The sequence below is a fragment of the Microbacterium neimengense genome (assembly GCF_054782995.1).
In genome coordinates, this window is record NZ_BAAGRK010000001.1 from 235925 (window position 1) to 256956 (window position 21032).

A 21032-nucleotide genomic window follows, 5' to 3' on the forward strand; every position below is an offset into this window, starting at 1 on the left:
CGGTTCAGTACCAGCCGGTGGCCTGTGAGTGGCCCCATGCTCCGCAGGGGGAGCCGTAGCGGCCCGAGATGTACGACAGACCCCAGTTGATCTGCGTCGCGGCATTCGTGCGCCAGTCGGCGCCGGCGCTCGACATCTTGTCGCCCGGCAGGGACTGCGGAATCCCGTAGGCGCCGCTGGAGGGGTTGAGCGCGTCGGCGCGCCAGCCGGACTCCCGGTTCCAGAGCAATACGAGACATTCGAACTGGTCCTGCCCCCAGCCGTAGGCGCCGATCGCCCCGCGCGCGTACTCCCGCGCTCCGCCCGGGTCGACGACGACGCCGCCTCCGGACCCAGGAGAGGGAACGGAGGGGGCAGGGGGAGCGGGTGAGCCGGAGGAAGGGGAACTGGGTGCAGGATTGGCCGGTTGCGCCGCGACCTGGTTCGCCAACCGGTACCGGCGCTCCACGTCGGCCGTGGTGCCCTTGAGCGTCGCCAGCTGCGCGTAGAGCGTGCTTGCCTGCGTGGTGAGCTCGACGACGGCGGCGGATTCCGCATCCGCGGCCGACTGCGCGTCCGCCGCCGCGCGCTCGGCCTCGGTGGCGGCGTCTTCGCGAGCGGTGCGTGCGAGCGTGGCCTGATCGTTGAGCGCTGCGAGGACGTTCGCCGCCCCCTGCGCTCGCGCCGCGCGGCCGGCCCAGGCCGTGCCCACGGTGTCGAGCAGGCCGAGACGGTCGAGCAGGTCGTCGGGATCTGCCGCGGTCAGCAGCCGGGCGACGAGAGGGCCGTCGGACTGGAGGCGATACATGGAGGACGCGAGCGCTCCGGTGTGCGCACGCTGCGCCTCGGCCTCCGCCTGCGCGGCGACCACCTGTGCATCGAGTGCTGCGGAGCGCCCGGCGGCCTCGTCCGCGCGTCGGCGGGCGTCCTCGGCGACGCGCGCCGCATCCAGCGCCGCTGTGGCGGCGGTGGCACTGCGCTCTTGGGCTGCGTCGAGTTCGGCGTCGATGCGCGCGACGAGCTCGGCGGTTGCCGCCTGGTTGTTGCGCGCCTTCTGCACGTCGTCCCAGGAAGGCGCGTCGGCCGCGCGAGCGGGCGCGGCCGCGCCCGCGAGCAGGACGACGATCGCAGCGGCGACGGCGAGAGCCCTCGGGCGAGGCGCCCGAGGGCGTGGCGCGCGCTCGACGGTCATGCGGACACGCTATTGCGTCACACGCGTCACACCAACCCCACCGGTCACATCGACCAGCGGTACTCGCTCTCGGGTCGACCGGGGCGGCCGTGGCGCGCACGTCGCTCGGCGGCACCGATCTCCACCAGATGTTCGAGATAGCGACGGGCCGAGACGCGCGACAGACCCAGCAGGCGCGCCGCCTCGATGGCCGAGAGCGCGTCGCCCTCGCGGAGTGCCCGGCCCACCGCATCCAGCGTGTCCGGCGAGATGCCCTTCGGTGTGACCGGGATGGGAGCCGTGCGACCCGCCCCCAGCAGCGCATCGATCTCGGCCTGCGTCGCGGGCCCGCGGGGAGTGCGCCGTTCGCGGGCCTGTGCGTACTGCTCGAGCCGCTCCCGGAACACGCCGAAGGTGAAAGGCTTCACGAGGTACTGCACGACCCCGAGGCTCGCGGTCGCCCGCACGGTGTCGGCGTCGCGCACGCTGGTCACGGCGATCACGTCCACCGTGCTGCCGGCGGCGCGGATGCGGCGCAGTACATCCAGGCCGCTCGCGTCCGGCATGGTCATATCCAGCAGCACGAGGTCGACGGCGGGGCGGGGCTCTGCGCCGATGAGCGCGCGCAGAGCCGCACCGGCTCCCGCGCACAGTCCGCTCACCTCGAAGCCGTCCAGGCGGCCGACGTACTGCCCGTGCAGCTCGAGGGTCAGCGCATCGTCGTCGACGACGAGGACCCGGATCATCGTCGTCCTCTCAACACGAGCACGAAGCGGCTGGGATCCGCGTCGTCGATGCGGATGCTGCCGCCCGCCGCCGTCACGATGTCGCGGACGAGGGCGAGGCCCACGCCACGACCCTCCGCCCCCGCGGGTTTCGTGCTGAATCCCATCTCGAACACCCTCTCGCGCAACTCGGCGGGCACTCCTGCACCTGAGTCGGTCACCGTGAGGATCAGGTCCCGCCCGGACCGCGTCATCGTGAAATCGACCGTGCGCGGGGTGGGCCCGGCCGCTGCCGCATCCACGGCGTTGTCGAGCAGGTTACCCACGACCGTGACGGCGTCGACGGCGGTGAGCACGGAGCGGGGCGCGTCGGGGTCGATCCTCGTGCGCAACTGCACGCCGCGCTCGGCCGCCTGCGACACCTTGCCGAGCACGAGGGCGCCCACGGTCGCGTCGCCGTCGGTGCGGGCGGTCACCTGGTCGACGAGCTGCTGGGATGCGTGGGCGGAGTCCGTCAGCAGAGCGATGGCCTCGTCGCGCCGGTCCATCTCGAGAAGCGCGACGGCCGTGTGGATGCGATTGCCGTGCTCGTGCGTCTGCGCGCGCAGCGCCTCACCGAGCGTGCGCATGGACTCGGCGCTCGAGAGCGTGTCCCGGATCTCGGATGCGGCCAGGTCGCCCGTGACCCGTCGCGCCTGCCCGCGCGCGAGAACGGCACCGACCAGGCCCGCGGCGAGCACGATGAGGACGACCGCGAGGGCGAACGGCAGCCGGGCGGCGATCCCGTCGCCGATGCTGCCCAGCGTCACCCCCGCCGACACCCAGCCCACGACCTCGTCGCCGTCCGTGACGGGAGCGATCGTGCGGACGGACGGACCCAGCGTTCCCGCGCGCTCCTCGGTCAGCGACTCGGGGGATGCGGGAATCGTTCCGATGTAGCGCTCGCCGATCCGCGCAGGGTCGCGGTGGGTGAAGCGCACCCCGTCCGGCGACATGATCGTCACGAAGTCGAGGTCGCTGGCGGCCATGACCGACTCGGCGAACGGCTGGAGGACGGCGGAGGGGTCGGCGGACATGACGCCGTCCAGCACGAAGGGGTCCTCGGCGAGGGTGCGCGCGACGATCTGCGTCACGCGCTCGGCCTCCGCGCGTTCCGCGCGCTGCGCGTCCAACACGAGCACCGCGCTGAGCACGGCGGCCACGGCGACCGCGGCGGCGGCGATCAGCAGGAAGAGGCGCGTCGCAGCGCTCGTCGGGAACTTCGTCGGTCTCACCGCATCCTCCGTGATCAATACGACCACAACTCGACCGCTCCCGTCACCGGGCGCGAGGGTACGAGCGCGGCCACGATGAGGCGGCCCGATCGAGAAGGAGACGATGATGGCTCTGCGACTTCCCCGCACGACGACGGTGACCCTGCCGCGGCTGACAGGCCGCACCGGTCGCAAGAAATGGGACAAGCACACCTGGCTGTACGTCTCGGTGATCATCGCCGTGGTCGCCGGCGCCGTGGTGGGTCTCGCCTTCCCCGAGTTCGCGGTGGGCCTGAAGCCGCTCGGAACGGCGTTCGTCTCGCTCATCACGATGATGATCGCTCCCATCATCTTCTGCACGATCGTGGTGGGAGTCGGATCCATCGCCAAGGCGACGACCGTCGGCAAGATCGGCGGTCTTGCACTGGTCTACTTCCTCGGCATGTCGACCTTCGCGCTGGCGATCGGACTCGTGGTCGGCAACATCATCCACCCGGGCGAGGGCTTGGACATGTCCGGCTCCAGCTACCAGGCGACGGGTGAGGCGACCTCGACCGTCGACTTCCTGCTGCACATCGTCCCCGAATCCTTCTTCGCGGCGTTCACCGGCGGCAGCGTGCTGCAGGTGCTGTTCATCGCGCTGCTGGTCGGCTTCGCGCTGCAGGGCCTGGGGGAGAAGGGCAAGCCGATCATGACGGCCGTCACCCACCTGCAGACGCTCGTGTTCCGCATCCTGGGCATGATCCTGTGGCTTGCGCCGGTCGGCGCGTTCGGCGCCATCGCCGCCGTCGTCGGTTCGACCGGTGTCGCCGCGATCCTCGGACTCGGCCTCCTGATGGTCGCGTTCTACATCACGTGTTTCGTCTTCATCGCGGGTGTCCTGGGATCCCTGCTCTACGCCGTGGCCCGTGTGAACATCTTCTCCCTGATGAAGTACCTCGGTCGTGAGTACCTGCTGATCGTCGGCACGTCGTCGTCGGAGTCGGCTCTGCCTCGCCTGATCGCGAAGATGGAGCACCTGGGCGTCTCGAAGCCCGTCGTGGGCATCACGGTGCCCACCGGGTACTCGTTCAACCTCGACGGCACGGCGATCTATCTCACGATGGCGTCGTTGTTCATCGCGACGGGCATGGGTGCGCCGATGTCGATCCCCGAGCAGATCGGCCTGCTCGTGTTCATGATCATCGCCTCGAAGGGGGCTGCGGGAGTCACGGGTGCGGGACTGGCGACCCTGGCCGCAGGGCTCCAGACCTACCGTCCCGACCTCGTGGGCGGCGTGGGCGTCATCGTCGGCATCGACCGCTTCATGTCGGAAGGCCGCGCCGTCACCAACTTCACCGGTAATGCGGTGGCGACCGTGCTGATCGGCACCTGGACCCGGCAGATCGACAAGGCGCGGGTGCGCGAGGTGCTCTCCGGAGCCCGGCCCTTCGACGAGTCCACGCTGACCGGCGGACACGGTGCGGATGCGGCGGGGAAGGCGCCCGCCGCGGAGCGGGAGGAAGCGGCCGCGAAGGCGATGGCGACCACCGTCCGCTGAGTCACGAGAGAGCTGAGTCACGAGAGAGGGGCCCCGGTGCGCGATGCGTGCCGGGGCCCCTCTTCGTCCAGCGTCAGCCCTCGATGCCCTGCTCGAAGCCGTCGAAGCGCATCTCGCGCTCGAGCTGCGCCTGCAGCTGCGCCTCTTCGCGCGGGTCCGGGGATTCGGGTGCACCGTCGAGGAGGCCGTCCTCGACCAGCTGCTCCTCGCCGGTGGCGGCGGGCTCGGTGCCCGACTCGGCGTCGCGGTGGGAGCCGGGGGTGGCGTCGTGGGTCATGACCTGTCCTCTCGTCGGTTCCGCTGTCGCGGGTGTGCGTCCCACGATAGGCGGCGCCGACCGGCGTGAGAACGGGTTGCACTGGTAGGCTGAGGCGGATCGCTTTCTGCGATCGCCCAACTCCATACGAGTTCACGGAGCAGGCCGGCGGGAAGCTGGTCCCCTGTGGTGGGTTCCTCGTCGTGTGTCGCACGCCGGGTGGTCTTCTACTGGTGGCCAGCGCAGGCTCTCTGCAGTCATGCCGCGCGCCCATAACCGCAGCCCTGCTCCTTCGCATGTCCGCTCGTCGCCCACACGGGGTGGCGAGCCTAAACAAAGAAGGAGGGACCTCTTGGAAGGTCCGGAAATCACCGCCGCCGAAGCCGTTCTCGACAACGGCCGATTCGGCACCCGCACTGTCCGGTTCGAGACCGGGCGACTGGCGCAGCAGGCACAGGGTGCCGTTGCCGCCTACCTCGACGAGGAGACGATGCTCCTCTCGGCGACGAGCGCCGGGAAGCACCCTCGTGAGGGCTTCGACTTCTTCCCGCTGACCGTCGACGTCGAGGAGCGCTCGTACGCCGCCGGCAAGATCCCCGGTTCGTTCTTCCGTCGTGAGGGCCGCCCCTCGACCGAGGCGATCCTGGTGTGCCGTCTGATCGACCGTCCGCTGCGCCCGTCGTTCGTCGATGGCCTCCGCAACGAGGTGCAGATCGTCGTCACCGTCCTGAGCATCGCTCCGGGCGAGTTCTACGACGCGCTGGCCATCAACGCCGCATCCCTGTCGACGCAGATCTCGGGTCTGCCGTTCTCGGGTCCCATCGCCGGTGTGCGCCTCGCGCTGATCCCGGGTCACGGCGAGCACGCCGACCAGTGGATCGCGTTCCCGAAGGCCGAGCAGCTGCAGGAGGCTGTCTTCGACCTCATCGTGGCCGGACGCGTCCTCGAGGACGGCGAAGTCGCGATCATGATGGTCGAGGCGGAGGCCACCGAGCACAGCTGGAACCTCATCAAGGCCGGCGCCACCAAGCCCAGCGAGGAGATCGTCGCGCAGGGTCTGGAGGCCGCCAAGCCCTTCATCAAGGAGCTCGTCGCGGCGCAGAACGTCGTGGCGAACACCGCCGCGAAGGAGATCCAGCCCTACCCGGTCTTCCCGCCCTACAGCCAGGAGACGTACGACTTCGTCGCTGAGCGGGCCTACGACAAGCTCGTCCCGATCTACCAGATCGCCGACAAGCAGGAGCGTCAGAACGCGGACGACGCGGTGAAGGATGCCGTCAAGGCCGAGCTCGTCGCCGCCGTCGAGGCGGAGCAGCTGCCCGCTGTCGCGACCCTCGAGTTCTCCGCCGCGTACAAGTCGGTCACGAAGAAGATCGTGCGCGGCCGCATCCTCGCAGAGGGTGTGCGTATCGACGGGCGCGGTCTGGCCGACATCCGTGCGCTCGACGCCGAGGTGCAGGTCATCCCGCGCGTGCACGGTTCGGCGATCTTCCAGCGCGGTGAGACCCAGATCCTGGGCGTCACCACGCTGAACATGCTCAAGATGGAGCAGCAGATCGACTCGCTGAGCCCCACGACGAGCAAGCGCTACATGCACCACTACAACTTCCCGCCCTACTCGACCGGTGAGACCGGCCGTGTGGGCAGCCCGAAGCGTCGCGAGATCGGTCACGGCTTCCTGGCCGAGCGCGCCCTCGTTCCGGTGCTGCCCAGCCGCGAGGAGTTCCCCTACGCGATCCGTCAGGTCTCCGAGGCCCTCGGATCCAACGGCTCGACGTCCATGGGCTCGGTGTGCGCCTCGACGCTGTCGCTGCTCAACGCCGGTGTGCCGCTGCGCGCCCCTGTCGCGGGAATCGCGATGGGTCTCGTGTCCGACGAGGTCGACGGCCAGACGCGCTACGCCGCGCTGACCGACATCCTCGGCGCCGAGGACGCGCTGGGCGACATGGACTTCAAGGTCGCCGGTACCAGCGAGTTCGTCACGGCGATCCAGCTCGACACGAAGCTCGACGGCATCCCGTCGTCGGTGCTCGCCGCAGCTCTCACCCAGGCGAAGGACGCGCGTCTGACGATCCTCAACGTGCTGAACGCGGCGATCGATGCTCCCGACGAGATGGCGCCCACCGCGCCGCGCGTCATCAGCGTGCAGATCCCCGTCGACAAGATCGGTGAGCTGATCGGCCCGAAGGGCAAGACGATCAACGCGATCCAGGACGAGACCGGTGCGCAGATCTCCATCGAGGAGGACGGCACCGTCTACATCGGCGCGACCGACGGCCCCTCGGCCGAGGCCGCCCGCGCCCAGGTGAACGCGATCGCCAACCCGACCAACCCCGAGGTCGGCGAGCAGTTCCTCGGCACCGTCGTGAAGATCGCCACCTTCGGCGCCTTCATCTCGCTCCTGCCCGGCAAGGACGGCCTGCTGCACGTCAGCGAGGTCCGCAAGCTCGCCGGCGGCAAGCGCGTCGAGAACGTCGAGGATGTGCTGGGCGTGGGTCAGAAGCTGCTGGTCAAGATCACGAAGATCGACGACCGCGGCAAGCTGTCGCTCGAGCCCGTGCTCGAAGAGGCTGCCGATCAGGAGGGTCGCGACGCGGCCAACCCCGGTCCGGAGGCTCCCGCAGAGGGCTGATCCCCCAACGCCGCAGAGGCCCCCGTCGCGTTATCGCGGCGGGGGCCTCTGCCGTTCGCGGAGAAGCCGTGACAAAAGAGTTATGCAATGTTTATCGATCTGTCGCCGTGGCGGAATCCGGTGACCGCGCGCTCACTTACTGTCTAAGTACGCGTCGAGCTGCGCGGGAGATCCACGGTTTCCGCGTTCCGCGACACGAGTGTGCGGAAGGGGTGCGCGTGAGAATCTTCGGAATCGGCACGGCGACGCACCCGATTGCGCCCACGGATGTGGCCGAGATGCATCCCTCCGCCCCCATTCCCGTGCAGGGCCCCGGCGTCGGCGCAGGCATCCGCATCGATCTCGGTGAGAGCGGACAACGCATCTTCCCGCTCATCCTGGGCGGGGCGGAGTTCGGCTGGAACGTCGACATCGACACCAGTCACACGATCCTCGACGCGTACGTCGAACGCGGCGGCAACGCCGTGCACACCGCCGACAGCTTCGCGGGCGGGCGCAGCGAGCACATCATCGGGGAGTGGCTGCGCAAGCGCCCCGTGCGCGACGACCTCGTGCTCATGACCCGTGTCGGGGCCCATCCCGATCACCCGGGCCTCGGCCCCGTCAACCTCATCCGCTCGGTCGAGGCCTCGCTCGTCCGTCTCGGCACCGACCGCATCGACGTGCTCTACATCGACGGCACCGCCGGAGTGGGATCGCTCGAGAACACGCTCGCCACGCTGGAGTGGCTGATCGAGGCCGGCAAAGTGCGGGCCATCGGCGCCTACGGCCTCCGCGCCGAGCAACTCGTGGAGGCCCGCATCCTCTCCTCGGCGGGACTCCCGCGGTTCACGGTGCTCGACGTGCCCTACAACGTGCTGCGCCGCAAGGACTTCGACGGCGACCTTCGACTCGTCGCCGGCGCGCAGGGGGTCGCGGTGACGCCCTCGCATCCGCTGGAGCACGGGTTCCTCGCCGGCGCCCGGCGTACGCGCGACAAGGCCGTCACCTCGGTCCGAGCAGCCCAGTTGGCCGGCAGCCTCACCAAGCGCGGCAGTCGCACGCTGAAGGCCCTGGACATGGTGGCGGCGGAGTTCGGTGTGCCGGTGTCGGCGGTCGCGGTGGCGTGGCTGCTCGCCCAGCGGATCGTCGCCGCACCGATCGCGAACGCGTACGCGCCCGCTCACGTCGAGGAGGTGCTGCAGGGAGTGGGACTCCGTCTCACCCGCAGCCAGCTGTCGGAGATCGCGCGCGCGTCGGAGTAGCGGGTTAGGGTGGAAGAGACGCCGACGAGGCGTTCGACCTACTCGACGGAGCGACAGGCGTGACTCACTACATCTACCTTGTCCGCCACGGCGAGCATCAGGATGCGGAGCACGGCATCGACGACGGACCGTTGTCGCCGCGTGGCCGCCGCCAGGCAGAGCTGTTGGCCGACCGGCTCTCGGGCGTGCCGTTCGATGCCGTCTGGCACTCGCCGCTCGTGCGCGCCGCCGAGACGGCCCGCGCGGTGGCCGAGCGCATGCCGTCGATCACGCCCGAGGCCTCCTCGTTGCTGTTCGACTGCGTTCCGACAGGGATGACGGAGGAGACTCCCGCGGTCTTCGAGCCCTTCTTCGGCGGCATCACCGAGGCTGCGGTGGACGCGGGGCGCGCGCAGATGGCCGACGCCCTCGCCGCCTTCCTCGTGCGCAAGCAGGGCGACGTGCACGAGCTGATCATCACGCACAACGCGGTGATCGGCTGGTTCGTACGCGAGGTGCTGGGCGCGCCCGACTGGCGCTGGATGACGCTCAATCAGGCCAACGCGGGACTCACGGTCATCGCGCAGCGCCACGGGCGTCCCTGGACGCTCGTCTCCCACAACGACCTGGCCCACCTGCCGTTCGAACTGCGCACGGGCCTTCCCGAGGTCCCGCCCGTTTGACGCTCTGAGTTCAGGTGAGCACCTTGCCGTACCAGCGCGTGGCGTTCTGGTTGTCGTTGTACGGCTCGATGGCGGTGAAGCCGCTGCGCGCATAGAGCGAGCCCGCAGCCTCGAGAGAGTGGTGCGTGTCGAGCACGAGTTCCGCTGCCCCGAAGGCCCGGGCGCGCTCCTCGAGCTCGGTGACGAGCAGCCGACCGCCGCCGCTGCCGCGCGCCTCGGGCCGGACGAAGAGATGCTTGAGTTCGTATCGCACGCCCATGGGTCCGTCGGCGATGCGACGGATGCCGCCGCATCCGATCGCTTCGCCGGCGTCGTCGAAGAGAACGAGGAACACGCCGCTCGGCTCGACGAAGGCCGCAGGGTCGGGGAAGACCGTGCGGTATCCGCCGCCGGGGAAGCCCTCGGCGCGACGGGCGAAGTACAGGGTGAGCAGCTCGTGACTGACGGGGTCGTCTGCGGGAAGGGCGCGCAGGGTGGGCATACCGCGAGCGTAGCCGGGGTGCGCCTAGGGTGGAGACATGACGACGCGTGTGGCCATCGTGGGAGCAACCGGCAAGCTGGGAAGCATCATCCGCGGCGTGGTCGAGGGCGAAGAGGGCTTCGAGCTCGTTGCTGCCCTCTCATCGCGCGATGACATCCAGGCCATCGACGATGCAGACCTGGTCATCGACGCGTCGGTCCCGGCCATCTCCATCGACGTCGTGCGCGCGGCGGTCGAGCGCGGCAAGAACGTCCTCGTGGGCACGAGCGGGTGGTCGGCGGAGCGCATCGCGCTCGTGCGTCCCCTGGCAGATGCGGCGGACGTCGGCGTCGTGTTCATCCCGAACTTCTCGCTGGGCTCCGTGATGGGCTCGGCCCTGTCCGCCGCCGCGGCCCCGTTCTTCGATTCCATCGAGATCGTCGAAGCCCACCGCGAGACGAAGATCGACTCGCCCAGCGGCACCGCGGTGCGCACGGCCGAGATGATCGCCGCCGCCCGCCAGAGCACAGGCCCGGTGCAGGCACCGCACGTCGACCAGCGGGCGCGCGGACAGCAGGTTGCCAGCGTCCCGATCCACTCGCTGCGTCGCCCCGGCGTCGTCGCGCGTCAGGAAGTCATCCTCTCAGGGGCAGGTGAGTCTCTCTCGATCGTCCACGACACGATCGAGCCGGCGCTGGCGTACGTCCCCGGCATCCGCATCGCCCTCGCCGCCGCCCGCGACGCCCGCGGCGTGCACGTGGGACTCGACAGCTTCCTCGACATCGGAATCCGCCTGCCCGGCACGCGCAGTACGGGCGCAGGGGTGACCGACGGCGCCGCATCCGGCCAGATCGCCGCGACGACTCCATGAGTGCGCGTATCGGCGTCGCCGTCATGGTGGCGGCGTTCGCGCTCTATGCCGTGTTCGTCGGCCAGCGCGCCTGGCTGCTCCTGACCAGTGGGATGCCGCTGGGTGTCGCCGCGGGCATCGCCCTGCTGGTCCTGCCGGTCATCGCCGTGTGGGCCGTGGGAAGGGAACTGTGGTTCGGCGTACGGGCGCAGGCGCTCGGGCGCCGGCTGGAGGCCGAAGACGCACTGCCCACGGAGGCATTGGAGACCCGGCCGAGCGGGCGCGTGTTGCGCGACGAAGCGGATGCGGTGTTCCCCGCCTACCGCCAGGACGTGGAGGAGGCGCCGGACGACTGGCGCGCCTGGTACCGGCTCGGACTCGCCTACGACGGATCGGGCGACCGGCGGCGCGCTCGCGCCGCGGTGCGCACCGCCATCCGGCTGGAGCGGCGCGACCGCGGTTGAGCGTCAGCGGGTGGGAACCGCCGCGGCGACCGCATCCTCCACCGTGGGATGAGTGAAGCGGTAGCCGGTCGAGGTGAGCACTGTCGGCGAGAGGAGCACGTCGTTGGTGAGCAGCGCCTCGGTGGCGTCGGCTCCGAGCGCCGCACGCACGGCCCAGACGGGCGCACGGAGGACGTAGGGGCGGTTCATGCGGCGGGCCAGGGCGAAGCCGAGGTCGTTCGCGGTGGCGTGCGTCGGGCCCGTCAGATTCACCGGACCCGTGATCTGCTCGGCCAGGACGTGGCGGATCGCTCCCACCTCATCGGCCAGAGAGATCCACGGCCAGAACTGCGTGCCGCGCCCGATCGGTCCCGCGAGACCCAACTTGGTGAGCAGCAGCAACGGCTTGAGCACGCCCTGCTGGTGCACGACGGGCGCCGTGCGCAACAGCGTCACGCGAGCGTCGCCGCCGGCCTCTCGGGCGGCGTGCTCCCATTCGACCGTGAGTCGCGAGAGGAAGCCGTCGCCGGGGCCCGAACTCTCGTCCTGCGGCACCCCGGGGGCCGACCCGTAGAAGCCGACCGCGGAGGCCGAGACGAAGGCGGGTGCGTCCGAGCCCAGCGCCCGCAGCGCCCGAGCAAGCGTGCGGGTCGGAGTGAGGCGCGACCACAGCAACGTGCTCTTGTAGGAGCGGGTCCACGGGAACCGGCCCACGCTCGCGCCGCTGAGCGACACCACCGCATCCGCACCCTCGAGCGCGGCCGGATCCAGGGGTTCTGAATCCTGTAGCCAGGAAACCTCGTCCGGGCTCTGCGTCGGGCGGCGAACAAGTGTCGTCACCCGCACGCCGTCGGAGCGCAGCGACGCCACCAGGGCCCTGCCGATGAGGCCGGACGCGCCGCCGACGACGACGTGGCGAGGCTCAGGCAAGCGTCGCCTCGAGCGTGATCTCGATGCCAGCGAGGGCCTGCGACACCGGGCAGCCCGTCTTCGCCTCGCCGGCGATGCGGGCGAAATCCTCTGCCGACAGGCCAGGCACGCTCGCGTTGACGTTGAGGTGGCTGCCGCTGATCCCGGTGCCCGGGACGAACGTGACGGATGCAGTCGTCTCGATGCTCTCGGGAGGCGTACCGTTCTCGGTCAGCGCGTGGGAGAGCGCCATGCTGAAGCACGACGAGTGCGCCGCGGCCAGCAGTTCCTCCGGCGTCGTCACGGAGGTCGAGCCCTCGCTGCGCGCCTTCCAGTTGACGGCCAGAGGGCCCTGGTTCGAGGACTCGAGGGCGACCTCGCCCGATCCCTCCGCGAGGCTTCCCTTCCAGCTGGTGCTGGCTTCGCTGGTGACACTCATGGTCATCTCCCTCCGGCCGCGTTTCGGCCCTCGGGCCTCAGCGTATCCACCTGGTCTTTGTGTGCGCTTCGGCCTTGACAGCCGTGCGGGCTCAGACCGGACGAGTGGTGCGGATGATGCCCGCGCGGGCGAGCAGCAGGTACAGCTGGCACCCGAGGCACAAACCGAACACGGCGTTCAGGAAGGCGGCGACGAACGCGGCCGCCGCAGCGATCGGCAGCGCCCACGGCACGCCGGCGAGGTACAGCAGCAGGCCGACGACAGTGACGAACAGGCCCACGCCTTGAGCGAAGCGCGGCGGCCTCGGATCCTCGAACTCGGTCGCCGGCTGCAGACGCGGCTGCACGAGTCTGCGGTACAGCACGCCCCACGGTGCGGTACGCGGCGACAGCACGCCCCACAGGAAGAGCGCCGCGATTACGGCCAGCAGGATGAAGCCCGGATCGGCCGCCCGATACGCAAGGACCGCCCACGGCCCCGGCACGAAAGCCTCCTGGGCGGCCAGTGGCTGGTAGGCGAACCATCCGATCGCCTGCGCGGTCGGATCGACGCCACGCCCGGTGAGGCCCAGGAGCACCGCGATCAGCAGGAGCACGGCGGTGATGGAGGCGGCGAAGCGGGGTCCCCGGACATCGATGCGGGCGGGTGAGCGATCAGACACGGGTCGACTCCTCGGTCACGCGGGCGAGTTCCAGTTCCACCACGTCGCGGCGGGGTGTTCCGCCGAACCGGGTGCGCACGGTGCCGCGGTGGTCGAGGATCAGCGTCGTGGGCGTCTGCAGGACGCGGAAGTGCTGGGCGATGTCGGTGCGGTTGGTGAGATCGACGTCGAGGTGCACGACGCCCTCGCGATCGGCGGCGATCTCGGAGAGCGTGCGGTGCACGCCGGGGCAGCGCGCGCAGAACTCGGTGCTGAACTGCAGCAGGGTCGCCACCTCGCCGAGGGCGGGAGCACCGAGACGCGCCGGATCCACCACCTCGTCGGGATCCACCCGCCGCGGCCGGTTCTGACGCCAGCGCAGGGCGAGACCGAGGCCGACCGTCGCTGCGAGGAGCGCGGCCAGCACGGCGACGGCGATGAGGGGGTCCACGACATCCCAGGCTAGACCTGCGTGCATGCGAGGGCATCGAATCCGCCGAAGATGACGCACGTACGTAACACAGCGCCGGGATACGCTGAGGGGGTGAGTGACGCGTCCAGTGCCGAGATCCAGTTCCGCAGCGACGTGACGGTCGAGCTCGTCCGCTCCAGTGCCTCCGACTCCGACGTGCTCTTCGCCGCACGCGTGTCGACGCAGGGGGAGCAGACGCTCGAATCCGCCGCGTCCGGTGACCAGGCGACCGCGCGCGATCGCGGACTCATCAACTACCTCATGCGCGACCGTCACGGCTCGCCCTTCGAGCACAATTCCATGACGTTCTACGTGCAGGCGCCCATCTTCGTCTTCCGCGAGTTCATGCGCCACCGGATGGCCTCCTACAACGAGGAGTCTGGCCGTTACCGCGAGCTGCGTCCGGTGTTCTATGTGCCGGCCCGCGAGCGCAACCTCATCCAGGTGGGCAAGCCCGGCGCGTACGAGTTCCTCGCCGGCACCGAGGAGCAGTTCGAGCTGGTCGACGAGGCCACCCGTGCCGCCAGCATCCAGGCCTTTGAGGCGTACCAGCGGATGCTGGATGCCGGGGTGGCCCGCGAAGTTGCCCGGATCGTGCTGCCGCTGAACATCTACTCCTCGATGTACGTCACCATGAACGCCCGCGCGCTCATGAACTTCCTGTCGTTGCGCACCAAGGTGGAGGGCACTCACTTCCCGTCCTTCCCGCAACGCGAGATCGAGATGTGCGCGGAGAAGATGGAAGCGTTCTGGACCGAGCTCATGCCGCTCACCCACGCCGCCTTCAACGCGAACGGGCGTGTCGCGCCGTGATCAGTCCTCGTCGATCGTGACGAGGTAGCCGACGAGGTGGCGGCGGATGTCGCCGTCGGCGGGATCCTCCCCACGGGGCGCAGGCTCGGCGTCGTCGTCCTCGACGGCGCGGCTGACGCCTTCGACAGGCTCCGACTGCGCGGTTCCGATGAGCTGCTCCGAGGTCAGCACATACGGAGTCGGCCGCACCTCGATCGCCCATTCCGCGCCCGGCGACGAGAAGCGCGTGATCTCCGGCGCCGGTGGCTGCCGTGGAACGCGCATCATCCGATGAGCCACGGTGAGTCCCGACACCGACCGAACGATGCCCGAGATGTGGAGCTCGGGTTCCCTTTCGTGGTGAGTCTCGACCAACTCGGGGTCCGCCGCAGGTGCGCACAGCGCGCGTATCGCGTCGTCGGCGGCGACAACGCCGAACTCGACGCGGTCGCCCACCGCGAACGGCTCGCCGCAGCACGCCCATTCCCATTCCCAGAGCAGCACGTCCACCATGGATTCACGATAGGCGCCGGCGCGTAGGCTCGGCCCATGGCGAAGACGGCTCTCATCACCGGTGCCAGCTCAGGACTCGGCGCGGAGTACGCGCGGCAGCTCGCCGCGCGCGGCGCCGACCTCGTGCTGGTGGGGCGCGACGCCCAGGCGCTGGAGTCGGTCGCCCGCGAGGTGCGCGCCGCATCCGGTGTCGCGGCGGAAGTGCTCGTCGCGGACCTGCTGGATGCGGGGGAGCGGCAGTCGGTCGTCGATAGGCTGACGGATCCGGATCGGCCGATCGAGATCCTCGTCAACAACGCGGGGTTCGGTCTTCCCCTCGACTTCGAACGCAACGACATCGAGGACGAGGTGCGTCATCTCGCCGTGCACGTCGAGGTGCCGATGCGGCTCATGCACGCGGCTCTCGGGCCGATGCTCGCGCGCGGCAGCGGCCGCATCCTGAACGTCGCCTCCATCGCCGCGTTCATCCCGCGCTCCACGTACGGAGCATCGAAGCTGTGGCTCGTGTCGTTCAGCCGCTGGGCCGACGCGACGTACGCGCAGCGCGGTGTGACGGTGACGGCGGTGTGCCCCGGCTACACGCACACGAACTTCCACGAGCGGCTCGGTCTCGCGCCCGGTCAGGAGGGCATCGCCGGCTGGATGTGGCTGAACCCCGCAGATGTCGTCACCCCGTCGCTGCGCGATGCGGCGCGCGGCAGGGCCGTGTCGGTGCCCACTCTTCGCTACCGCGCGCTCGCCGCACTGGCGAGCATCGCCCCCGACCGGCTCGCGTCGAAACTCGGTCGGCGCGGCCGCTGACTCAGGCGAAACGCCCGAGCCTGATACCGGCGTACGCGAGCGCAGCGACGGTCTCGCCATCGCTGATGCGGCCGTCCGCGATCATCGCGAGTGCCTCGGCGAACGGCACCCGGACGACCTCGTCGATGCCTTCTTCCGTCTGGGCGAGCGCGCTGTCGGGGGCGGGTGAGAGGCCGCGCGCGAGGAACACGTGCTCGGGTGCGACGGCGATCCCGTTCAGCGCGTTCATGGTGCCGAGGTGCTCCCACTCCGCCGCCACCAGGCCCGTCTCCTCGGCGAGTTCGCGCTGGGCGGCCAGGAGCGGATCCTCGCCGTCGCTGCCTCCCGAGGGCAGCTCCCACGAGCGTCCGGTGGTGTAGCGCTGGATGGACACGAGACAGATGGCGTCCTTCTCGTCGAGCGCCACCACGAACACCGAAGGATGCTGCATCTCGACGACGCCGTAGATCCCCTCGCCGTCGGGACCCGTGACGTCGTCCTCCCTCACCCGGATCCAGCGGTTCTCGTAGACGACGCGGCTTGCGGACGTGTACCAGACCATGCCGCCACCTTACGGCCGCATCCGCCCTCACCCGTGTCGCCGCGGGAGCCGCGACGTCTGCACGGCGGATCGGCCGGCGGCCGCCCCGTGCGCCCCATGGCCTGACACCAGCACCACGGATCGTGCAGATGTCGCAGCATCGGGGAGGGGTGCGTGACAAGCCGGCTGCGCGGTGTCATCCCCGGGCGCTCCGCGGTCCACGGCGTGCCGGCTGCTGTGCGGCGACGTGTGCACGGCGGATCGCCCGGTGAGTGCCCCAGAAGCCCCACCGGTTGCCTTCAGCACTACCGGCCGTGCAGATGTCGCAGGCGCCCGCCGAGGCGAGTTCGGGCGCGACCGCACCTCCCCACGCGCGCGCGGCCCGTGAGTCATCCCGCTTCGGGGGAAGGGACCCGACCCGCGCCACGTACCGCGGTGAGGGTGGGCGGATGGATGCCGCGACGATCGCCGACAGGCTGCGCACTCTCGGGGGAATCGCCCGGGCCTCTCAGCTCGGCGCATCTCGCAGCGCCCTCGCCCGCGCCGCCGATCGCGGAGCCATCGAGCGCGTGCGGAAAGGCGTGTACGCGCTCGGTGCGCATCCCGATGTCCGGGACGCCGCGGCCCACGGCGGTGAGCTCGCCTGCGCTGCGGCGCTTCGCGTCCATGGCGTCTGGGTGCTGGAGGAGATCCCGACCCTGCACGTCTGGCTTGGACCCGACGGTCGGTCGCACCCTCACCTGTCGTGCGCATGCATCGTGCATCGGGATGCGGGTGCCTCCGCGTTCGGCGTCGTCTCAATCGTGCAGGCGCTCGTCCAGTTGGCAGCCTGCCTCGGCGCAGAGAGCTTCTTCACGGCGTTCGAATCGGCGTGGCGCCTGGGGCTGATCGACCGGGCCGATCGGGAACAGGTGCGAAGGAGTCTCCCCGCAAGGTTCCGCTGGCTCGTCGACCTCGCGCGCCCCGACGCCGACAGTGGTCTCGAGTCCCTGCTCAGGTTGCGTCTGCGGCTGCTCGGCATCACCTTGGACTGCCAGGTTCTCATCCGCGGCATCGGCGTGGTCGATTTCCTGGTCGACGGGCGACTCATCATCGAAGTCGACGGCCGACTCAATCACGACGGGGTCAGCATGCGCCACAAGGACCTGGTGCGCGATGCCGAGGCAGCGGCGCAGGGGTACGAAACGCTGCGCTTCGACTATGCGCTGGTCGTGCACGACTGGCCGCGGGTGCAGCGCGCGATCAGTGCGACCCTGGCACGGATGCGGAGCGCCGCGACACGGTGACGCGACGTCTGCACGACCGGCAGGTTTCCCGGCGCCCCACAGGCGCCACCAGGTCACACCAGCACCACCGGTCGTGCAGACGTCGCAGCATCCGCGCGCCGCGCGCAGAAGGCGGGTCGGCGACGAACGCGGTGGGGGCGCGGCGGCGGGAACCGATAACCTGGGAACATGACGCACACGGGCAACCCCTTCGGACAGGTGCTCGTCGCGCTGGTCACTCCCATGACCGCCGACGGCGAGGTCGACTGGCCCGCCGTCGAGAAGCACATCGACGACGTCATCACCGCCGGTGCCGACGGCATCGTGGTCACCGGTACGACGGGGGAGACCTCGACGCTCACGGACCCCGAGAAGCTCCGCCTCGTCGAGGTCGGCAAGGCCGTCGCGTCGGGTCGGGCGAAGATCATCACCGGCGGCGGCTCGAACGAGACCGCTCACGCGATCGAGTTGTACCGGGCGAGCGAGAAGGCCGGCGCCGACGGCATCATGATCGTGACGCCGTACTACAACAAGCCCACCCAGGCCGGCATCCTCACGCACTTCCGCCTCGTCGCAGATGCGACGGATCTGCCCGTCATCCTCTACGACATCCCCGGCCGCACCGGGGTGCCGATCAAGTACGAGACGATCCTGCGTCTCGCCAAGCACCCCAACATCCTGGCGATCAAGGATGCGAAGGGCGACTTCAGCGAGGTGAGCCGGGTGCTCAACCAGACCGACCTGATGTACTTCTCGGGCGACGACGCGAACGTGCTGCCGCACCTCGCGATCGGAGCCTCGGGGCTCATCGGTGTCACGGCGAACATCGCCGCCGCGCCGTATCGCACGATCGTGGACGCCGTGAACCGCGGCGACCTCGCCACAGCGACCGCCGAGCACAAGCGTCTCGAGCCGCTCGTTCGGGCCGTCATGACGCATGTGCCGGGCACCGTGAGCGCCAAGTACATCCTCCACGGCCTCGGCCGCATCTCCAGCCCCCGCGTCCGCCTGCCCCTCGTGGGGCCGGAGGAGTGGGAGGCCGCCATCATCGAGGACGAGCTCGCCCTGGTGCGCGACGTTCCCGGTGCCGATTTCTCCAACTTCCGTCCCGACCGCAACGCCGCCGCCGGCGGCGCCCTGCCCAAGGTGCACGGAACCACACGCTGACAACCGCTCGCCACGAGGCGAGCCCCATCGCCCGCTCCGTCACATCAGCGGGCAGGAAACACGGATGCGGCGCAGGCCGCATCCGGAGAGGTACCTATGGCCAACACTGTCTACGATCCGCCCGCACTCGATCAGGGGACGCTGCGTGTCACGCCCCTGGGCGGGCTCGGCGAGGTCGGTCGCAACATGACGATCTTCGAGTACGACGGGAAGATCCTCGTCGTCGACTGCGGCGTGCTCTTCCCCGAGGAGCACCAGCCGGGCGTGGACCTGATCCTCCCCGACTTCGCGCCGCTGCGCGACCGGCTCGACGACATCGTCGGCATCGTGCTCACGCACGGCCACGAGGACCACATCGGCGCCGTGCCGTACCTGCTGAAGCTCAAGAACGACATCCCCCTCATCGGATCGGGACTGACTCTCGCCCTCGTAGAGGCCAAGCTCAAGGAGCACCGGGTCAAGTCCTATACGCTCACGGTCGCGGAGGGCCAGCGCGAGCAGGTCGGGCCCTTCGATCTCGAGTTCGTCGCGGTGAACCACTCCATCCCCGACGCCCTGGCCGTCGCCATCCGCACGCCCGCCGGAATGGCGCTGGCCACGGGTGACTTCAAGATGGACCAGCTGCCGCTCGACGGCCGCCTCACCGACCTCCGCGCCTTCGCTCGGCTGGGCGAGGAGGGGATCGACCTCTTTCTCGTCGACTCCACCAACGCCGACGTTCCCGGGTTCACCCCGCTGGAGCGCTCCATCGGCCCCGTGCTCGACCAGGTCATCGGCCGGGCGCCCCGCCGCGTGATCGTGGCGAGCTTCTCGAGCCACGTGCACCGCGTGCAGCAGGTCATCGACGCCGCGGCCGCCCACGGGCGCCGGGTCGCCTTCCTCGGCCGCAGCATGGTGCGCAACATGACGATCGCCCAGGACCTCGGCTACCTCAAGGTGCCGGACGGCGTCCTCATCGACTACAAGAAGGCACGGGATCTGCCCGACGATCGGATCGTCTACATGTCGACCGGTTCGCAGGGCGAGCCCATGGCGGTGCTCTCACGGATGGCCAACCTCGATCACGAGATCGAGCCCGGCCCCGGCGACACGGTGATCCTCGCCTCCAGCCAGATCCCCGGCAACGAGAACGCGATCTACCGCGTGATCGACGGGCTGACCAAGCTCGGCGCCAACGTCGTGCACAAGGGCAACGCGAAGGTGCACGTCTCCGGTCACGCCGCCGCGGGCGAGCTGCTGTACTGCTACAACATCCTTCAGCCGCGCAATGTGCTGCCCGTGCACGGCGAGTACCGGCACCTGATGGCCAACGCGAAGCTCGCACAGGACACCGGTATCCCCGCCGAACGCACGATTCTCGCCGAGAACGGCACCGTCATCGACCTCAAGGACGGCGAGGCCCGTGTCGTGGGCCAGCGCGACATCGGTTTCGTCTACGTCGACGGCTCGACCGTGGGCGAGATCACGGATGCGGACCTCAAGGACCGCCGCATCCTCGGCGAAGAGGGCTTCATCTCCGTCATCGTCGTGGTCGACGCCTCGACGGGCCGCATCATCACCGGGCCGGAGATCCACGCGCGCGGCTTCGCCGAGGACGACTCGGTGTTCGAGGACGTCAAACCGAAGATCGCTGCGGCGCTCGCGGAGGCGGCGGGATCGGGCGTGCGGGACACGCACGCGCTGTCGCAGGTCGTCCGCCGCACGATCGGTCGCTGGGTCAACCAGCGTCTGCGTCGGCGCCCGATGATCGTGCCGCTGGTGATCGAAGCCTGAGCGCTTCATCGCTATGATCCGGGCATGCCCGCGAGCTTCCGGATCCGCGCCGCCGAACAGGCGGACGGCGTCTTCCTCGCGGACATGGTGGTCGAGGCCGCGAACTGGCGGCCCGGCGCCGCGCGCCCACGGCACGAGGTCCTCGCAGCACCGGAGCACGCCCGGTACATCTCGGGGTGGAAGCGCCCGGGCGACACGGGCTTCATCGCCGTGAGCCCGGAGGGCGACGCGATCGGCGCCGCCTGGTACCGGATGCTGCCGCGCACCGAGCCGGGGTTCGGGTACGTCGGCACCGGCGTGCCCGAACTCGTGATCGGCGTACGCCCTCTCTGGCGCGCCCACGGCGTCGGGCGCGCCCTGTTGCAGCAGTTGGTGGCGGCGGCGCGCGCCGAGGGCTACGCGCGCCTCAGCCTCAGCGTCGAGCGCGACAACTTCGCCGCGACCCTCTACCGCTCCGAGGGCTTCGCCGTCACCTCGCCCGCCCAGGGACGCGACACCATGGTGCGTCGTCTGCGCTGAGGAGCTT

The 21032-nt window shown here is 70.0% G+C and carries 23 protein-coding genes; 12 read left to right on the forward strand and 11 right to left on the reverse strand.

Annotated features, from left to right (window positions below):
- Positions 1-4: 4 nt before the first annotated feature.
- The 3 genes from ACYVJS_RS01070 to ACYVJS_RS01080 are packed head-to-tail and all read right to left on the reverse strand — an operon-like array spanning position 5 to position 3149.
- Positions 5-1171, reverse strand: a complete 1167-nt coding sequence (locus tag ACYVJS_RS01070; RefSeq protein ID WP_460736930.1) for an aggregation-promoting factor C-terminal-like domain-containing protein — start codon at positions 1169-1171, stop codon at positions 5-7.
- Between the two features lie 44 nt (positions 1172-1215).
- A complete protein-coding gene (locus tag ACYVJS_RS01075; RefSeq protein ID WP_460736932.1) occupies positions 1216-1896 on the reverse strand; it encodes a response regulator in 681 nt (226 codons plus the stop codon).
- On the reverse strand, positions 1893-3149 hold the full coding sequence (locus ACYVJS_RS01080; RefSeq protein ID WP_460736934.1) for a sensor histidine kinase: 1257 nt from the start codon (positions 3147-3149) through the stop codon (positions 1893-1895). The genes ACYVJS_RS01075 and ACYVJS_RS01080 overlap by 4 nt, the downstream gene beginning before the upstream one ends.
- A gap of 106 nt (positions 3150-3255) precedes the next feature.
- On the opposite strand from ACYVJS_RS01080, the gene ACYVJS_RS01085 reads away from it, so the two are divergent.
- Positions 3256-4668 (forward strand): cation:dicarboxylate symporter family transporter, encoded by a 1413-nt coding sequence (locus ACYVJS_RS01085; protein WP_460736936.1) that lies wholly within the window; start codon positions 3256-3258, stop codon positions 4666-4668.
- A gap of 73 nt (positions 4669-4741) precedes the next feature.
- Here the strand turns inward: ACYVJS_RS01085 and ACYVJS_RS01090 are convergent, their stop codons facing one another.
- Complete coding sequence (locus tag ACYVJS_RS01090; RefSeq protein ID WP_460736938.1) at positions 4742-4945, reverse strand: hypothetical protein; 204 nt, start codon at positions 4943-4945, stop codon at positions 4742-4744.
- Between the two features lie 331 nt (positions 4946-5276).
- On the opposite strand from ACYVJS_RS01090, the gene ACYVJS_RS01095 reads away from it, so the two are divergent.
- The 3 genes from ACYVJS_RS01095 (at position 5277) to ACYVJS_RS01105 (ending at position 9462) form a co-directional block, all read left to right on the forward strand.
- Positions 5277-7556, forward strand: coding sequence for a polyribonucleotide nucleotidyltransferase (locus ACYVJS_RS01095; protein ID WP_460736940.1), 2280 nt, complete (start codon positions 5277-5279; stop codon positions 7554-7556).
- A 218-nt stretch (positions 7557-7774) separates the two neighbouring features.
- Entirely contained in the window at positions 7775-8800 is a 1026-nt protein-coding gene (locus ACYVJS_RS01100; RefSeq protein ID WP_460736942.1) for an aldo/keto reductase, read from the forward strand.
- A gap of 59 nt (positions 8801-8859) precedes the next feature.
- The gene (locus tag ACYVJS_RS01105) at positions 8860-9462 is read left to right on the forward strand and encodes a histidine phosphatase family protein (RefSeq protein ID WP_137416556.1); all 603 of its coding nucleotides are present in this window, start codon (positions 8860-8862) and stop codon (positions 9460-9462) included.
- A 10-nt stretch (positions 9463-9472) separates the two neighbouring features.
- Here the strand turns inward: ACYVJS_RS01105 and ACYVJS_RS01110 are convergent, their stop codons facing one another.
- The gene (locus tag ACYVJS_RS01110) at positions 9473-9943 is read right to left on the reverse strand and encodes a GNAT family N-acetyltransferase (protein ID WP_460736945.1); all 471 of its coding nucleotides are present in this window, start codon (positions 9941-9943) and stop codon (positions 9473-9475) included.
- Positions 9944-9980: 37 nt separating this feature from the next.
- Here ACYVJS_RS01110 and dapB point away from each other — a divergent pair, with 37 nt between their 5' ends.
- Positions 9981-10793 carry a 4-hydroxy-tetrahydrodipicolinate reductase gene (gene dapB, locus ACYVJS_RS01115; RefSeq protein ID WP_460736947.1) on the forward strand — a complete coding sequence of 271 codons (813 nt, stop codon included), beginning with the start codon at positions 9981-9983 and terminating at the stop codon, positions 10791-10793.
- Positions 10790-11236, forward strand: coding sequence for a hypothetical protein (locus ACYVJS_RS01120; RefSeq protein ID WP_460736949.1), 447 nt, complete (start codon positions 10790-10792; stop codon positions 11234-11236). The genes dapB and ACYVJS_RS01120 overlap by 4 nt, the downstream gene beginning before the upstream one ends.
- Positions 11237-11239: 3 nt before the next feature.
- Here the strand turns inward: ACYVJS_RS01120 and ACYVJS_RS01125 are convergent, their stop codons facing one another.
- The 4 genes from ACYVJS_RS01125 to ACYVJS_RS01140 form a co-directional block, all read right to left on the reverse strand.
- Complete coding sequence (locus ACYVJS_RS01125) at positions 11240-12145, reverse strand: TIGR01777 family oxidoreductase (RefSeq protein WP_460736951.1); 906 nt, start codon at positions 12143-12145, stop codon at positions 11240-11242.
- The gene (locus ACYVJS_RS01130) at positions 12138-12563 is read right to left on the reverse strand and encodes an OsmC family peroxiredoxin (protein ID WP_460736953.1); all 426 of its coding nucleotides are present in this window, start codon (positions 12561-12563) and stop codon (positions 12138-12140) included. Before ACYVJS_RS01130 ends, ACYVJS_RS01125 begins: the two co-directional genes overlap by 8 nt.
- 91 nt (positions 12564-12654) lie before the next feature.
- Positions 12655-13224: a DUF4395 domain-containing protein gene (locus ACYVJS_RS01135; RefSeq protein WP_460736955.1), complete on the reverse strand. Its 570-nt coding sequence runs from the start codon at positions 13222-13224 to the stop codon at positions 12655-12657.
- Positions 13217-13654 (reverse strand): TlpA family protein disulfide reductase, encoded by a 438-nt coding sequence (locus ACYVJS_RS01140; protein ID WP_460736957.1) that lies wholly within the window; start codon positions 13652-13654, stop codon positions 13217-13219. The genes ACYVJS_RS01135 and ACYVJS_RS01140 overlap by 8 nt, the downstream gene beginning before the upstream one ends.
- A 93-nt stretch (positions 13655-13747) precedes the next feature.
- Here ACYVJS_RS01140 and thyX point away from each other — a divergent pair, with 93 nt between their 5' ends.
- Positions 13748-14488 carry an FAD-dependent thymidylate synthase gene (gene thyX, locus ACYVJS_RS01145; RefSeq protein WP_460736958.1) on the forward strand — a complete coding sequence of 247 codons (741 nt, stop codon included), beginning with the start codon at positions 13748-13750 and terminating at the stop codon, positions 14486-14488.
- Here thyX and ACYVJS_RS01150 read toward each other — a convergent pair whose 3' ends face one another.
- A complete protein-coding gene (locus tag ACYVJS_RS01150) occupies positions 14489-14980 on the reverse strand; it encodes a DUF6578 domain-containing protein (RefSeq protein ID WP_460736960.1) in 492 nt (163 codons plus the stop codon).
- A 36-nt stretch (positions 14981-15016) separates the two neighbouring features.
- On the opposite strand from ACYVJS_RS01150, the gene ACYVJS_RS01155 reads away from it, so the two are divergent.
- Entirely contained in the window at positions 15017-15781 is a 765-nt protein-coding gene (locus tag ACYVJS_RS01155; RefSeq protein ID WP_460736962.1) for an SDR family NAD(P)-dependent oxidoreductase, read from the forward strand.
- A 1-nt stretch (position 15782) separates the two neighbouring features.
- Here the strand turns inward: ACYVJS_RS01155 and ACYVJS_RS01160 are convergent, their stop codons facing one another.
- Complete coding sequence (locus ACYVJS_RS01160) at positions 15783-16322, reverse strand: NUDIX domain-containing protein (protein ID WP_460736965.1); 540 nt, start codon at positions 16320-16322, stop codon at positions 15783-15785.
- A gap of 428 nt (positions 16323-16750) precedes the next feature.
- Here ACYVJS_RS01160 and ACYVJS_RS01165 point away from each other — a divergent pair, with 428 nt between their 5' ends.
- From ACYVJS_RS01165 to ACYVJS_RS01180, 4 genes are all read left to right on the forward strand, one after another.
- Positions 16751-17587 carry an endonuclease domain-containing protein gene (locus ACYVJS_RS01165; RefSeq protein ID WP_460736967.1) on the forward strand — a complete coding sequence of 279 codons (837 nt, stop codon included), beginning with the start codon at positions 16751-16753 and terminating at the stop codon, positions 17585-17587.
- Positions 17588-17755: 168 nt separating this feature from the next.
- Complete coding sequence (gene dapA / locus ACYVJS_RS01170; RefSeq protein ID WP_460736969.1) at positions 17756-18733, forward strand: 4-hydroxy-tetrahydrodipicolinate synthase; 978 nt, start codon at positions 17756-17758, stop codon at positions 18731-18733.
- Between the two features lie 96 nt (positions 18734-18829).
- Complete coding sequence (locus tag ACYVJS_RS01175; RefSeq protein ID WP_243227201.1) at positions 18830-20506, forward strand: ribonuclease J; 1677 nt, start codon at positions 18830-18832, stop codon at positions 20504-20506.
- Between the two features lie 24 nt (positions 20507-20530).
- Positions 20531-21025 carry a GNAT family N-acetyltransferase gene (locus ACYVJS_RS01180; protein ID WP_460736971.1) on the forward strand — a complete coding sequence of 165 codons (495 nt, stop codon included), beginning with the start codon at positions 20531-20533 and terminating at the stop codon, positions 21023-21025.
- Positions 21026-21032: the final 7 nt, after the last annotated feature.